We start from the raw sequence: 12406 nt of genomic DNA, 5'->3' as shown, positions 1-12406 counted from the left end.
TGGGATGCGTTGCACGCCACATAACGCGATCCGGGCGCCGTTTCAAGGATGAACCGCCATCCAAAGCGCAGATTCACGTGAAACAGCGACAGGGCCAGAGCAAAACCGCAGCAGCGGCGCGATTCTCCGAGAGCCCGGCAATGTTCGAACGGCAATTGCCTAGAACGGTTTTACGATCACCATGATGACGATGATGATCGCCAGCACGAACGGAATTTCGTTGATTGCCCGGAAGAATTTATGGCTGCGCCTGTTGCGGTCTTCGGCAAAAGCCCGGCGCAGCGAGCCATAGAACCCTTGCACCCCGGTCAGCACGATCACAGTCAGCGCCTTGACCCACATCCAGCCCTGCGAAAAATCCACCAGCCCATAGCCAAAGGCCAGCCACAGCCCAAAGATCCAGCTGGCGATCATCGCCGGGGTGGTGATGCCGCGATAGAGCTTGCGCTCCATGGTCTTGAAGGTCTCGGACGCCTCCGAACCAACGGCCACCCCGGCGTGATAGATAAACAGCCGCGGCAGATAGAGCAGCCCCGCCATCCAGGCGATTACCGAGAGCACATGCGCCGCCTTGACCCATTCCATCACCAAAAACTCCTCAGCAGTTGCAAGGCTCTAGCCGTTCTTTACCCGGGCAATCAGCTGCGCCACATGCTCAATCGGGGTCTCCGGCACAATGCCATGGCCCAGATTGAAAATATGCGGTCGATCGCTGAACGCGTCGACAATCCTGTCCACCCGCGCATCCATCTGCGCCCCGCCGACCACCAGGCGCAGCGGATCAAGATTGCCTTGCACCGGCAACTCCTTTGGCAGCTGCTTGCTGGCAAAATCCAGCGGCGTCGCATAATCAAGCCCCAGCGCATTGACCCCGGTTACTGCCGCATAGCGTGCCAGGTTACCCGCCGCACCCCGTGGAAAGCCGATGATCGGCGCATTGGGCACCCTGGCCCGCACCCCTTCGACAATCCGTCGATTGGGATCGATCACCCGCTCGTCAAAAGCGGCATCGTCCAGATTGAGCGCCCAGCTTTCAAACAATTGCACCACATCGGCGCCGGCGGCAAACTGAGCCACCAGATAGTCGATACTGGTCTGCACCAAAGTATCCATCAGCTGCGCAAAGGCTTCGGGGTACCGCACCGCGAACAATCGCGCCGCCGCCTGATCGGTCGAGCCCCGACCGCCGATCATATAGGTCGCCACCGTCCAGGGAGAGCCACAGAAGCCGATCAGGGTCTTTTCAGGTGCCAGCGCCGCTTTGAGCCCTTTGAGGGTCTCCAGCACGGGCGCCAGATGATCGAGGGCGCGCTCCGGCTGCAACGAGGCAATGATGGTTTCATCCACTGGATCCAGGATCGGTCCTTCGCCTTGTTCAAAGCGGACTTTCTGGCCCAGTGCGTCGGGGATCACCAGAATATCGGAAAACATGATCGCTGCGTCGAGATCGAACCGGCGCAGTGGCTGCAGCGACACTTCAATCGCCAGCTCTGGATTGTAGCAGAGTTCGAGAAAGCTCTTGGCCTTGATCCGGGTCTGCCGGTACTCGGGCAGATAGCGTCCCGCCTGGCGCATGATCCAGATGGGTGGCCGTGCCTGACGCTGGCCGAGCACGGTGTCGAGCAAAGGCTTACCGGTCACGTTTGACTCCTTCCAAAACCCCTAAAGAGTCTTTCTGACTTCGTATTTGTATTATCATGACGGTGTTTTGCGGCAATTCACGCGCTTCCACAATCACCATGGCTCGTGGCACAAGCGCGCAGCGTGATGGTTAACACTATGTTAACTCTGTCGCGGCGGGCTGATGGTAACCGGTCCTTAACACTCCTTAACGAAAGCTTAACAGGCCGACTCCGGAGTCAATGATTCGCTGCGCCATGTGTACAACCGCTTGGTAAGCCGATTGCCGCCTGACCGGGTTATCCCCAGAGCTATGCAAGGCCAGCCGCGCCGGGGTTCGAAGTCGGCGTGTTAACAATTTGGTAACCAGGTCGAACAAGTTTGCCCTTTGGTCAAAGTCATGAGTCATTGTCACAGCTTGGGCTTGAGCTGTGCATGACAGTGTGGAAAACATGTCTTCATGTTGATCCTCGCCTCACAGAGTAACACCCGCAAAGCCCTGCTGGAGCAGGCCGGATTGAGTTTTGTCACCGTCCCCGCCAGCATCGACGAGCGGACGCTGGAATCCGATGCTGTTGCCGCTGGCGGCGACGGGCGCGACGTGGCCCTGTTACTGGCCCGGCACAAGGCCGAAGCGGTGGCCCGCAGTCATCCCGGTGCTCTTGTCATTGGCGCCGATCAGACCTTGAGCCTGGGCACCACGCTGCTGCACAAGCCGGTCGATCGCGCCGATGCTGCCGCCCAGCTCGAGCACTTGCGCGGCAAGACCCATCGCCTGCATGCAGCGGTGACCCTGGTGCGTGACGATAGCGTGCTGTGGTCCGATATTCAGACGGCCGAGCTCACCATGCGCGACTTCACGCCGAGCGAGCGCGATGACGTGCTGGACCGGGAGGGCGACGCCGTCTTTGGCTCGGTTGGCGGCTATCGCCTCGAAGGTCCGTCCATTCACCTGTTCGAAAAGGTCGTCGGCGACTATTTCACCATTCTGGGCCTGCCGCTGCTGCCGCTACTGGCTGCCCTGCGCGCCATTGCGCCCGAGACGCTCAGGTGACGATCAAAGCCTTTGTCATCGGCCATCCGATCAATCACTCACGCTCCCCGCTGATCCATCGCACCTGGCTGGCTGAACATGGCATTGATGGCAGCTACGAGCCCATCGATGTGCCGCCCGACGCCCTGCCTGCATTTTTTGATCGGTTGCGCAGCGGCGAATTTGCCGGCGGCAATGTCACCATTCCACACAAGCAGACCGTCTTTGCGCTGTGTGACGAGGTCGACCCGCTGGCGCGCACCATAGGGGCGGTCAATACGCTGGTGGTGCGCGACAGCAAGGTCCTGGGCAGCAATACCGACTATCTGGGCTTTCTGGGCAATCTTGATGCCGGTGCGCCGCAGTGGGAGCGATCGGCTCAACCCGCCATCGTGCTGGGTGCCGGCGGCGCCGCACGGGCCATACTGGTCGCGCTGCAGAACCGACAGATCCCGGTACACCTGCTCAATCGCACCCTCGCCACGGCCGAAAGCCTGGCCGCTGACATTGGCGGCGCCATCACGCCCGGTGCCCTGAGCGATTTCAATGCGCTGGCGCCAGCCGCGGGCCTCGTGGTCAACACCACCTCCATTGGCCTGCATGGCACGCGCTTTGAGGGCTTTGACCTCGGCCGATTGCCCGACAATGGCCTGGTCACCGATATCGTCTATGCGCCCCTGTTGACCCCCTTGCTGGCCGATGCCAAGGCGCGCGGCCTGCGCACTGTTGATGGTCTGGGCATGTTGCTGCATCAGGCGGTACCGGGCTTTGCCGCCTGGTTCGGCGTAGCCCCGCAGGTGACGCCCGCCTTGCGCCGCGCCGTTGAAGCATCGCTGGAGCCTTGAGCATGTGGCGTATCGGCCTGACCGGCTCCATCGCAACCGGAAAATCCACCGTCTTGCAGGCGTTCGCCGATCTCGGCGTGCCGGTGTTTTCCGCCGATCAGGCAGTCGCCGAACTCTATGCCGGCGAAGCTGTTGGGCCGGTTGAGGCAGCGTTCCCCGGTACCGCGCCCGACGGCGTCATCGACAAGGCGGCGCTGTCGCGCGCCCTCACCGCGGACCCGGCCGGCTTTGCCCGGCTCGAGGCCATTGTCCACCCGCTGGTGCGTGCCCGCATTGCAGAATTCCTTGATAGCGCCGAGCGACAGGGGCACGCCCTGGCCGTTGTCGAAGTGCCGCTGCTGTTTGAAAGCGGCTTTGACTATGGCTTTGACGCCATTGCCGTGACCTGGGTCGATGACGCCATCCAGCGGCAGCGGGCCCTGGCGCGGCCGGCAATGAGCGGGGAAAAGCTCGATACCATGCTTGCCCGCCAGCTGCCTCAGGCCGACAAGAAGGCTCGGGCCAGCTATCTGTTTGATACTGGCCTGCCCAAAGCCAGGATACGAGAGATGGTGGCGGCGCTGGTCGCCCGCATTCGCGCCAAGGACGTCAAACCATGAACCCTGCCGCCGATCCCGCCCTCAATCGCGAAATCGTGCTGGATACCGAAACCACCGGCCTGTCGCCCGCTGCCGGCGATCGGCTGGTCGAAATCGGCTGCGTCGAGCTGATCAACCACATTCCCTCGGGCCGGCACTTCCACGTTTACGTCAATCCGCAACGCTCCATGCCTGAAGAGGCGTTTCGTGTGCATGGGCTGAGTGAGGAATTTCTGGCCGACAAGCCATTGTTTGGCGCCGTGGTCGAGGATTTCCGCGCCTTTATCGGCGACGCGACGCTGGTGATCCACAATGCCTCCTTCGATATGGGCTTTCTCAATGCCGAACTCGAACGGGCCGGCCACAGGCCGCTGGCCAACAAGGTGATCGATACGGTCATGCTGGCGCGCCAGAAGCATCCCGGCGCCCGGGTCAGCCTTGATGCCATGTGCAAGCACTATGGCATCGACAATACCCGTCGCACCCTGCATGGCGCCCTGCTCGACAGCGAAATCCTGGCCGAGGTCTATCTCGAGCTGCTCGGCGGCAAGCAGGTCAGCCTGGCCCTCATCGCCGAAACGACCGTCTCGGGCGTCGACGCCATTGCCACGCGCGTCACCGCCTCGCAGCGCCCCCATGCCCTGCCCCAGCGGCTGACCCCGGACGAGGCCGCGGCCCATGCCGCTTTCATTGCCACCCTGGGCGAGGAGTCGATCTGGCAGCGCTATCGTGCCGCCGGCTCCTGAGCACCAGCCAATAAAAAAACCCCGGATCGCTCCGGGGTTCTTGCTGACGGGCAAGGCTCGCCGATCAGTTCGGCTTGCCCGTGCCATCGGGCGCTGCCGGCGCGGTAGCGCCCTGCTGGGCAGCCAGCTTGGCCATGTTCTGCCGATAGATGGCGGCAAAATCGACCGGTTCCATCATCAGGGGCGGGAAGCCGCCCTGCTGGGTGACGCTGGCCAGCACCTGGCGGGCAAACGGGAAGATCAGGCGCGGGCACTCGATCATCAGCAGCTGGCTGAGCGTCGCCTCGGGGACATTCTTGAGCCGGAACACGCCGCCATAGATCAATTCGACATTGAACAGCACGGTCTGCTCGCGATTGGCCTTGGCATTGAGCGTCAGCTCAACGGCATAGACCTCCTCGGTCTGCTTCTTGACGGCGACCGAAATCGAGACGTTGAAGGCCGGATTGGCGCCGCCTGCCATGATCGAGCCCGGTGCGCCCGGATTCTCGAACGACAGATCGCGGATATACTGACCCACCATGTTCATGGAAGGCGTGTTTTCCTGGGCTGTTGCGTCGCCCTGGGTCTCGTCACTCATAGACGGTTCCTTTGTCGAAAAAGCGTTGTTGCTGGCTACCATCTTTGTGCTGGAGCCACAAGCACACCCCGGCCCCAACGGTTACTGCGGCCGATAGTCATCCTCGTCCAGATCGATGGTGCCGGGGCCCCCCATGCGGGGGTTTTCGGCCTGCCTTGTGCTGCGATAGCTGGCGCTGGCACTGACCACGGTCAGGCGGCTGGCCAGGCCTGCATAGATCCAGCCGCGCACCGGCGGCAGCAGCAGGGCCAGCGCCACGATATCGCTGAGAAATCCGGGCAGCACCAGCAACAGGGCCGCCAGCCCGATCATCATGGTTTCGGCAATGGTACGGCCCGGCAATTGACCGCTGCTCATATTGTTGCGCAACTGGCCGACGATCTGCAGGCCCTGCTGGCGCAGCAGCAGGCCACCGAGCAGCGCCGCGCCGATAATCAGCGCCAGGGTGGGCCACAGGCCGATGCTCTGACCCACCTTGATGAACAGGGCGATCTCGATAATGGGCAGCACAAGCAGGCCGAGAGCAAAAAAACGGGCCAAAACTGGGTATCCTTCTCGAACAAAGCGCGGCAAAACGGCGTTTACCCCAACGTGAACTGGTTTTGGGGTGAGGCTTTGCCTATATATAGTTCAAATCGGGCGCGCCGCGAGCGCTGCCGTGATATTTTCCATCCTAGCCGACCGTAAGGTACCTGCCCAATGGACGAATTCTTCGATCTGCCCACTCTCATCGTGATCGCCGTCGCGGTTTTTGTCCTGTTCCGGCTGCGCTCGGTGCTCGGCACCCGCACCGGCACGGAACGGCCGCCGCTCGAACGGCGCAAGCCCAGCAATGCCCCCGCCAATGAAGACACCGTCGTGCCGCTCCGCCCGCGCGGCGCACCGGCACCCGAACTCGACGATGAGCGCCGCGCCCGCAAGCTCGAGGCCGAGATCGAACAATTTGCCCATGGCGATGCCGAACTGGCCGCCGGCTTCAAGGCGGTGGCCGAGGCCGATGCCAGCTTCACCCCCAAATCCTTCCTCGATGGCGCCAAGCAGGCCTATGAGATGATCGTCACCGGCTACGCCGCCGGCGATCGGCCGATGCTGAAGAATCTGCTGGAGAAGGACGTGTTTGACGGCTTCCAGCGCGCCATCACCGAGCGCGAAGCGGCCGGCCAGACCGTCGATTTCACCTTTGTCGGCCTGCCCAAGGTGGAATATGCCGACGCCGAATTCGACGGCAAGAATGTGCTGGTGACCGTCCGCTTCCATGCCGAAGTGGTGTCGGCCACCCGCGACAAGGATGGCGAGTTGGTGGAAGGCAATGCCGATCAGGTCCAGACCATCGCCGATGAATGGACCTTCGCCCGCAATCCGAAATCGCGCGATCCGAACTGGAAAGTCATCACCACCAGCCAGCTCGACTGATCCACGGTCCCAAGCGTCCGGTTCATTGCCATGTCCAAGCGTGATCCCAAGCGCCTGCCGCACGATTTCCACCTCTGGACGACCGTCGCCGCGACGGTCGATCCGCTGCGTCGCAAGGGGCTGCTCAAGCTGGGGACCGGCCCCCTGCCGCTGCCGGGCGAGGAGCGGTCCGCGCCGCCCGACGACCAGGCCGGCGTCAAGCCGGCGCCCCGCCGCCTGCCGCCGCGCCAGCCTTTCCTGCCGCCCTATCAGGCCCCGGCGCCAAACGCCCAGCGGCCCGACAAGGCAGTTGACCCCTCGATCCGCAAGAAGCTGGGCCGCGGCCGGCTCGACATCGATGGCAGGATCGACCTGCACGACATGACGCAGTCGCAGGCGCGGGACGCGCTGCATCGCTTTGTCCAGGCCAAGGCGGCCCAGGGCGCCCGCACCATTCTGGTGATTACCGGCAAGGGCCTCAAATCCGACGACGACTATATCGCCGCCATGACCGGCAGGGGGATTTTGCGCACCATGCTGCCGATCTGGCTCAATGAACCTGTGCTGTCCTCCCTGGTCTCGGGCTGGTCGGCGGCGGCGCGCGGTCATGGTGGGGAGGGGGCGTGGTATGTGCGCCTGCGCCGCCGATGACCCCGCTGGGCGCCAGGATGAGGCAAATGCGCGCCGAGCGCGGCGTGTCCCTCAAGGACATGGCGGCGGCCATCAATGTCTCGAGCGCCTATCTCTCGGCGCTTGAGCATGGAAGGCGCGGCAAGCCGACCGGCTTTCTGCTGCACCGCATCATCGCCTTTTTCAACGTCATCTGGGACGAGGCCGAGGAGCTGCAGCGCCTCGCCGAGATCAGCGATCCCAAGATCACCATCGATACCGGCGGGCTGGCCCCCGAGGCGACCGAGCTGACCAACCGGCTGGCCGGCGCCATCGGCAAGCTCGACGCCGAGGATCTGCGCGCTCTGCGCGACGATCTGATGCGGCGCAGCAGCAAGAAGCGCTAGTTCCCTCGCACCCACTGAGCGACCCCCTCCCTTGGTCCCTCCCCGCAAGGGGGAGGGTGTCGACTGAAAACGCAGGCGTTTCGCTACAGAACAAACTTGCTCAGATCGGTATCGCCAGCCAGCTTGCCCACCTTGTCGGCGACGAAGGCCGCGTCGATGGCGATGGTCTGGCCCTGCTTGTCGGGCGCGTCAAAGCTGATGTCTTCCACCAGCCGCTCCATCACCGTCATCAGGCGGCGGGCACCGATATTTTCCACACTGTCATTGACCAGCACCGCCGCGTCGGCAATCGCCTCGATGGCGTTCTGGGAGAACTCCAGCGTCACCCCTTCGGTCGCCATCAGCGCGATATACTGCTTGATCAGGCTGGCCTCGGTGTCGTTGAGGATCTGGATGAAATCGCCGCGCGTCAGCGCCTTCAGCTCCACCCGGATCGGCAGGCGACCCTGCAATTCGGGCAGCAGATCGCTCGGCTTGCTGACATGGAAGGCGCCCGAGGCAATGAACAGGATATGGTCGGTATTGACCGGGCCATATTTGGTGGCGACCGTGGTGCCCTCGATCAGCGGCAGCAGGTCGCGCTGCACGCCCTCGCGTGACGGTCCGCCCTGCGCCCCGCCTTCGCGATGGGCCACCTTGTCGATCTCGTCGATGAAGACAATGCCGTGGTTTTCCACCAGATCGATGGCTTCGACCTTGAGCTGGTCCTGATCGAGCAGCTTGTCGGCTTCCTCGGCGATCAGCGGCTCATAGGCGTCCTTGACCTTGATCTTGCGCTTGACGCCGCGCCCGCCCATGGCCGATTTGAACATGTCCGAAAGGTTGATCATGCCGATGCCGCCATTGGGCATGCCGGGGATTTCAAAGCCGCCGGTATTGCTGGACGGCGTCATCTCGATCTCGATTTCGCTGTCATCGATCTCGTTATTGCGCAGCTTCTTGCGAAACGAGTCGCGGGTCGCCGGCGTCGCCGAGGTCCCCACCAGCGCATCAAGCACCCGGTCTTCGGCATTCTGGTGCGCCTGGGCCTGCACATCGGCGCGGCGCTTGTCGCGCAGCACGGCAATGCCGGCTTCCACCAGATCGCGGATGATCTGCTCGACATCGCGACCGACATAGCCCACCTCGGTGAACTTGGTGGCTTCCACCTTGATGAACGGCGCCTGGGCCAGCCGGGCCAGGCGGCGCGAGATCTCGGTCTTGCCGACGCCGGTCGGCCCGATCATCAGAATATTCTTCGGGCTCACCTCGCGCCGCAATTCGGGCGGCAGCTGCTGCCGGCGCCAGCGATTACGCAGCGCCACGGCGACGGCCCGCTTGGCGTCGTTCTGGCCGACAATATGGCGGTCGAGCTCGGAAACGATCTCGCGCGGGGAGAAATTGGTTTCAGTCATTTCAGTCTGTCTTTCCTGGTGCCTTGTCGAGCAAGCGCACCATCATGTGTTCGTCGATATAGCGACCGTTCACGTAGAGGCGGCGGGGGTCGGTGCCGTAGATCCTGAAGCCCGCCTTCTCATAGAGGCGGATGGCCGGCAGGTTGTGCACGCCCACCATCAGATGCACCTGCAGCACCTCGCTGCCGGCATGGGCGATGGCGGTTTCGAGCAGGGCCAGCGCGGCGCCGGTGCCGCGCATGGCGGGTTTGAGGTAGACCTGCAGCAGCCAGCCGCGATGGGACTCGCGCTCGCCACTGTCACGGTCGTAGAGCACGATCCCGGCCAGCTCGCCCGTCTCTGTCACCACCCCGAACAGCGCCCGAAGGCTGAGGAAATCCTCGATCTCGGCCGCCGGCCGGGCCGCAAAGCTCTCCGCCGCGGTGCCATAGGCCTCCGGATGGTTGGTCAGGGCCTCAAGGCGCAGGGCGTGATAGGCGGCGAAGTCCTTGCGCGTCAGACGGCGGACGGCCCAGCTCACGGATCGAGCTCGATGGCTTCGAGCGTCACATTGCCATTGGTGTAGACGCAGATCTGTTCGGCAATCGCCATGGCGCGGCGCGCCACTTCCTCGGCATCCATCTCGGTGCCCTGATGCAGCGCCAGGGCGGCGCTCAGCGCATAATTGCCGCCCGAGCCAATCGCGGTGACGCCGTGGTCGGGGGTCAGCACATCGCCCGTGCCGGTGAGCACCAGCGTGTCCTTCTTGTCGGCCACGATCATCATGGCTTCAAGCTTGCGCAGATAGCGGTCGGTGCGCCAGTCCTTGGCCAGTTCCACCGCCGCGCGCATCAATTGATCGGGATATTGCTCAAGCCGGGCTTCGAGCCGCTCGAACAGCGTGAAGGCATCGGCGGTGGACCCGGCAAAGCCGCCGATCACCTTGCCGCCGGCCAGCCGGCGCACCTTCTTGGCGGTGTGCTTCATCACGGTCTGGCCCATCGAGACCTGACCGTCGCCCGCCACCACCACCTTATTGCCCTTGCGCACGGAAACGATGGTTGTCCCGTGCCAACCGGGAAATGCTGAATCACTCATGATGGGAAAATTACTCCAGAACCGTTGCATGATATTTAGGTGGTGAGGCAGCGATTGCAATGCATGGCGCGGCGCCGCGCGGTCGGCGGACCGCACGGTTGAGGCAGCTGAGCGGGCCCCGAGGCGTCTGCCGCCTCTGGTACGTTAAATTAGTGAGACGGTATCCGCCTCGGGGCGCCGGTTTTTGGAACTGTACGGCGGCACGGGGTCGCTCGCCCTCGCACGGCCGGACTGGAACCTGTGCGGCAGGCAAAAGCCACACCCGGCTCACCCCGCCACTGTTCGCCTGCAGGCCGCCCGTGCGGAGTGATGGGCAGCAGTATGCGGCCGGTTCTGTCGGCGGGGACAAGATGGACAGGTTTTCTTGTGTCAAAGCCGACCCCCTCGCGCGCGCCGGACTTGCGAATTGGTACGCCCGGCACTGAAGCTGCCGTCAACCACCCCTGGCAACGCTATCTTTATGCGTTTGCGCTTATCTGCTAGGACAGCGCCGACCATTCGAAAGAGCCAGATCATGCGTACCGCCCAGATTGCCCGCAAGACCAACGAGACCGAGATCAAGGTCTCGATCAACCTCGACGGCACCGGGGCGCACGCCATGGCGACTGGGGTGGGGTTCTTTGACCACATGCTGGACCAGCTCAGCCGCCACTCGCTGATCGATATGGATGTGGCCTGCAGCGGCGACCTGCACATTGATTTCCACCACACCGTGGAAGATGTCGGCATTGCCCTGGGCCAGGCCGTGAGCCAGGCACTGGGCGACAAAAAGGGCATCCGCCGCTACGCCTCGGTCGATCTGCCGATGGACGGCACGCTGACCCGCGCCGCGCTCGATGTGTCCGGCCGCCCGTTCCTGGTGTTCCGGGCCGAATTTTCGCGCGACAAGATCGGCGAGATGGACACCGAACTGTTCCGCGAATTCTTCCAGGCCTTTGCCAGCAATGCCGGCATCACCCTGCATATCGAAAATTTCTACACCGACAACAACCACCATCTGGCCGAGTCGATGTTCAAGGCGGTGGCCCGGGCGCTGCGCCAGGCCGTGGAAATCGATTCCCGCGCGGCCGATCGGGTGCCGAGCACCAAGGGCACGCTCTAGGCTTTTGTTTTCGCGCCTTTTGCACTAGATCGTCCCCATCCAGGGTGGCACCCCGGGCCCGCCTGTCGCGTGATGCATAAAGACAGGCCAAGGCCGGGGCCATCCCGAGATCTCAAGATGGATTCCGGCTGCGCCGGAATGACATCGCGGTGCTGGAGAAAAGTGTGACCCTTTACGCCATCTTCGATCCCAGGCCCGGCAAGCCCGCCTTGCCGGCGGCGATCCCGGAACGCTTCTCCTGGCTGGCCGCCCTGCTGCCGCCGGTGTTTCTGCTGTGCCACGGGCTCTGGCTTGAGCTGGTGGTGTTCTGCGTCAAGCTGGTCGCGCTGATCCTGCTCGCGCCGTTCATCGGCGATGGCGCTGCCTTCCTGCTCTATGGGCTGCTGGTCCTCTGGCTCGGCTTTGCCGCCCCCGGCCTGCGCCGCCATGGCCTGGCCTGGCGCGGCTGGCGCCATCGCGGTGACCGCGTCGCCGCCAGTGCCGATCTCGCCCAATTGGAGGCAATGCAATGAGCCTGGTGACGATTATCGATTACGGCGCCGGCAATCTGCACTCGGCGGCCAAGGCGTTCGAGCGCATGGCCCAGGGGCTGGGCGGCATCACCATCGAGGTGACCGCCGACCCCGAGCGCGTGCGCCGGGCCGACCGCATCATGCTGCCCGGCGTCGGCGCCTTTGCCGACTGCAAGGCCGGGCTCGACGCCGTGCCCGGCATGGTCGAGGTGCTTGATGAGGCCGTCATCGCCGGCGGCACGCCATTTCTGGGCGTCTGCGTCGGCATGCAGCTGATGGCCAGTGAAGGGCGCGAAAAGACCGTGACCCCGGGCCTCGGCTGGATCCCCGGCGCGGTGGAGGCGATTGTCCCGTCCGACCCGGCGCTCAAGGTGCCGCATATGGGCTGGAACACCATTTCCATCACCAGGGCCCACAAGCTGTTCGACAATATCCCCGATGGCCCCGACGGGCTGCACGCCTATTTCGTGCACTCCTATCACCTGGTCACCGACAGCCCGGACACGCTGCT

17 protein-coding genes are annotated in these 12406 nt (G+C 63.6%); 10 read left to right on the top strand and 7 right to left on the bottom strand.

Annotation, left to right across the window (positions count from 1 at the left end; all coding sequences use genetic code 11):
• Nucleotides 1–159 precede the first annotated feature (159 nt).
• Both hemJ and hemE read right to left on the bottom strand, forming a co-directional pair.
• Nucleotides 160–585, bottom strand: a complete 426-nt coding sequence (hemJ, locus tag Q8O80_RS10250) for a protoporphyrinogen oxidase HemJ (RefSeq protein ID WP_305579445.1) — start codon at nucleotides 583–585, stop codon at nucleotides 160–162.
• A 30-nt stretch (nucleotides 586–615) separates the two neighbouring features.
• Nucleotides 616–1641 carry a uroporphyrinogen decarboxylase gene (hemE, locus tag Q8O80_RS10245; RefSeq protein WP_305579370.1) on the bottom strand — a complete coding sequence of 342 codons (1026 nt, stop codon included), beginning with the start codon at nucleotides 1639–1641 and terminating at the stop codon, nucleotides 616–618.
• A gap of 439 nt (nucleotides 1642–2080) precedes the next feature.
• Here hemE and Q8O80_RS10240 point away from each other — a divergent pair, with 439 nt between their 5' ends.
• From Q8O80_RS10240 to dnaQ, 4 genes are read left to right on the top strand one after another with little or no spacing between them, the layout of a single operon-like run.
• The gene (locus Q8O80_RS10240) at nucleotides 2081–2674 is read left to right on the top strand and encodes a Maf family protein (protein ID WP_305579369.1); all 594 of its coding nucleotides are present in this window, start codon (nucleotides 2081–2083) and stop codon (nucleotides 2672–2674) included.
• Nucleotides 2671–3498, top strand: a complete 828-nt coding sequence (locus Q8O80_RS10235) for a shikimate dehydrogenase (protein ID WP_305579368.1) — start codon at nucleotides 2671–2673, stop codon at nucleotides 3496–3498. The genes Q8O80_RS10240 and Q8O80_RS10235 overlap by 4 nt, the downstream gene beginning before the upstream one ends.
• Before the next feature lie 2 nt (nucleotides 3499–3500).
• Nucleotides 3501–4097: a dephospho-CoA kinase gene (coaE, locus tag Q8O80_RS10230; RefSeq protein ID WP_305579367.1), complete on the top strand. Its 597-nt coding sequence runs from the start codon at nucleotides 3501–3503 to the stop codon at nucleotides 4095–4097.
• A complete protein-coding gene (gene dnaQ, locus Q8O80_RS10225; protein ID WP_305579366.1) occupies nucleotides 4094–4822 on the top strand; it encodes a DNA polymerase III subunit epsilon in 729 nt (242 codons plus the stop codon). Before coaE ends, dnaQ begins: the two co-directional genes overlap by 4 nt.
• Nucleotides 4823–4886: 64 nt before the next feature.
• Here dnaQ and secB read toward each other — a convergent pair whose 3' ends face one another.
• Nucleotides 4887–5402 (bottom strand): protein-export chaperone SecB, encoded by a 516-nt coding sequence (gene secB / locus Q8O80_RS10220; protein ID WP_305579365.1) that lies wholly within the window; start codon nucleotides 5400–5402, stop codon nucleotides 4887–4889.
• An 81-nt stretch (nucleotides 5403–5483) separates the two neighbouring features.
• Entirely contained in the window at nucleotides 5484–5942 is a 459-nt protein-coding gene (locus Q8O80_RS10215) for an FxsA family protein (RefSeq protein WP_305579364.1), read from the bottom strand.
• 159 nt (nucleotides 5943–6101) lie between these two features.
• Here Q8O80_RS10215 and Q8O80_RS10210 point away from each other — a divergent pair, with 159 nt between their 5' ends.
• Genes Q8O80_RS10210 through Q8O80_RS10200 form a run of 3 tightly spaced genes read left to right on the top strand, consistent with a single transcriptional unit; the run spans nucleotide 6102 to nucleotide 7810 of the window.
• Complete coding sequence (locus Q8O80_RS10210) at nucleotides 6102–6815, top strand: Tim44/TimA family putative adaptor protein (RefSeq protein ID WP_305579363.1); 714 nt, start codon at nucleotides 6102–6104, stop codon at nucleotides 6813–6815.
• A 30-nt stretch (nucleotides 6816–6845) separates the two neighbouring features.
• Nucleotides 6846–7445 (top strand): Smr/MutS family protein, encoded by a 600-nt coding sequence (locus Q8O80_RS10205; protein ID WP_305579362.1) that lies wholly within the window; start codon nucleotides 6846–6848, stop codon nucleotides 7443–7445.
• Nucleotides 7442–7810 carry a helix-turn-helix domain-containing protein gene (locus Q8O80_RS10200; RefSeq protein WP_305579361.1) on the top strand — a complete coding sequence of 123 codons (369 nt, stop codon included), beginning with the start codon at nucleotides 7442–7444 and terminating at the stop codon, nucleotides 7808–7810. The genes Q8O80_RS10205 and Q8O80_RS10200 overlap by 4 nt, the downstream gene beginning before the upstream one ends.
• Nucleotides 7811–7893: 83 nt before the next feature.
• On the opposite strand, the gene hslU is transcribed toward Q8O80_RS10200, so the two are convergent.
• The 3 genes from hslU to hslV are packed head-to-tail and all read right to left on the bottom strand — an operon-like array spanning nucleotide 7894 to nucleotide 10281.
• Nucleotides 7894–9204 (bottom strand): ATP-dependent protease ATPase subunit HslU, encoded by a 1311-nt coding sequence (gene hslU / locus Q8O80_RS10195; RefSeq protein ID WP_305579360.1) that lies wholly within the window; start codon nucleotides 9202–9204, stop codon nucleotides 7894–7896.
• Between the two features lies 1 nt (nucleotide 9205).
• A complete protein-coding gene (locus Q8O80_RS10190) occupies nucleotides 9206–9724 on the bottom strand; it encodes a GNAT family N-acetyltransferase (protein WP_305579359.1) in 519 nt (172 codons plus the stop codon).
• The gene (gene hslV, locus Q8O80_RS10185) at nucleotides 9721–10281 is read right to left on the bottom strand and encodes an ATP-dependent protease subunit HslV (RefSeq protein WP_305579358.1); all 561 of its coding nucleotides are present in this window, start codon (nucleotides 10279–10281) and stop codon (nucleotides 9721–9723) included. Before hslV ends, Q8O80_RS10190 begins: the two co-directional genes overlap by 4 nt.
• Before the next feature lie 514 nt (nucleotides 10282–10795).
• On the opposite strand from hslV, the gene hisB reads away from it, so the two are divergent.
• The 3 genes from hisB to hisH all read left to right on the top strand — a co-directional run.
• The gene (hisB, locus tag Q8O80_RS10180) at nucleotides 10796–11383 is read left to right on the top strand and encodes an imidazoleglycerol-phosphate dehydratase HisB (RefSeq protein WP_305579357.1); all 588 of its coding nucleotides are present in this window, start codon (nucleotides 10796–10798) and stop codon (nucleotides 11381–11383) included.
• Between the two features lie 164 nt (nucleotides 11384–11547).
• On the top strand, nucleotides 11548–11895 hold the full coding sequence (locus Q8O80_RS10175; protein ID WP_305579356.1) for a DUF2628 domain-containing protein: 348 nt from the start codon (nucleotides 11548–11550) through the stop codon (nucleotides 11893–11895).
• Nucleotides 11892–12406, top strand: a 515-nt coding sequence (hisH, locus tag Q8O80_RS10170) for an imidazole glycerol phosphate synthase subunit HisH (protein ID WP_305579355.1), incomplete at its 3' end; no start/stop codon positions are given. The genes Q8O80_RS10175 and hisH, both read left to right, overlap by 4 nt.

The organism is Devosia sp. (genome assembly GCF_030689745.1).
In the GTDB taxonomy this organism is placed as follows: domain Bacteria; phylum Pseudomonadota; class Alphaproteobacteria; order Rhizobiales; family Devosiaceae; genus Devosia; species Devosia alba.
The sequence above is the reverse complement of the archived record's forward strand: the minus strand, read 5'-3'. Positions and strand labels throughout refer to the sequence as shown.

Bases quoted from the DNA above. Each gene is read 5' to 3' on its own strand.
- hslV (WP_305579358.1), bottom strand. From the start codon at position 10,281: ATGAGTGATTCAGCATTTCCCGGTTGGCACGGGACAACCATCGTTTCC.
- Q8O80_RS10240 (WP_305579369.1), top strand. From the start codon at position 2,081: ATGTTGATCCTCGCCTCACAGAGTAACACCCGCAAAGCCCTGCTGGAG.
- Q8O80_RS10205 (WP_305579362.1), top strand. From the start codon at position 6,846: ATGTCCAAGCGTGATCCCAAGCGCCTGCCGCACGATTTCCACCTCTGG.
- hemJ (WP_305579445.1), bottom strand. From the start codon at position 585: ATGGAATGGGTCAAGGCGGCGCATGTGCTCTCGGTAATCGCCTGGATG.
- dnaQ (WP_305579366.1), top strand. From the start codon at position 4,094: ATGAACCCTGCCGCCGATCCCGCCCTCAATCGCGAAATCGTGCTGGAT.
- Q8O80_RS10200 (WP_305579361.1), top strand. From the start codon at position 7,442: ATGACCCCGCTGGGCGCCAGGATGAGGCAAATGCGCGCCGAGCGCGGC.
- hisB (WP_305579357.1), top strand. From the start codon at position 10,796: ATGCGTACCGCCCAGATTGCCCGCAAGACCAACGAGACCGAGATCAAG.
- hslU (WP_305579360.1), bottom strand. From the start codon at position 9,204: ATGACTGAAACCAATTTCTCCCCGCGCGAGATCGTTTCCGAGCTCGAC.
- secB (WP_305579365.1), bottom strand. From the start codon at position 5,402: ATGAGTGACGAGACCCAGGGCGACGCAACAGCCCAGGAAAACACGCCT.
- coaE (WP_305579367.1), top strand. From the start codon at position 3,501: ATGTGGCGTATCGGCCTGACCGGCTCCATCGCAACCGGAAAATCCACC.
- Q8O80_RS10210 (WP_305579363.1), top strand. From the start codon at position 6,102: ATGGACGAATTCTTCGATCTGCCCACTCTCATCGTGATCGCCGTCGCG.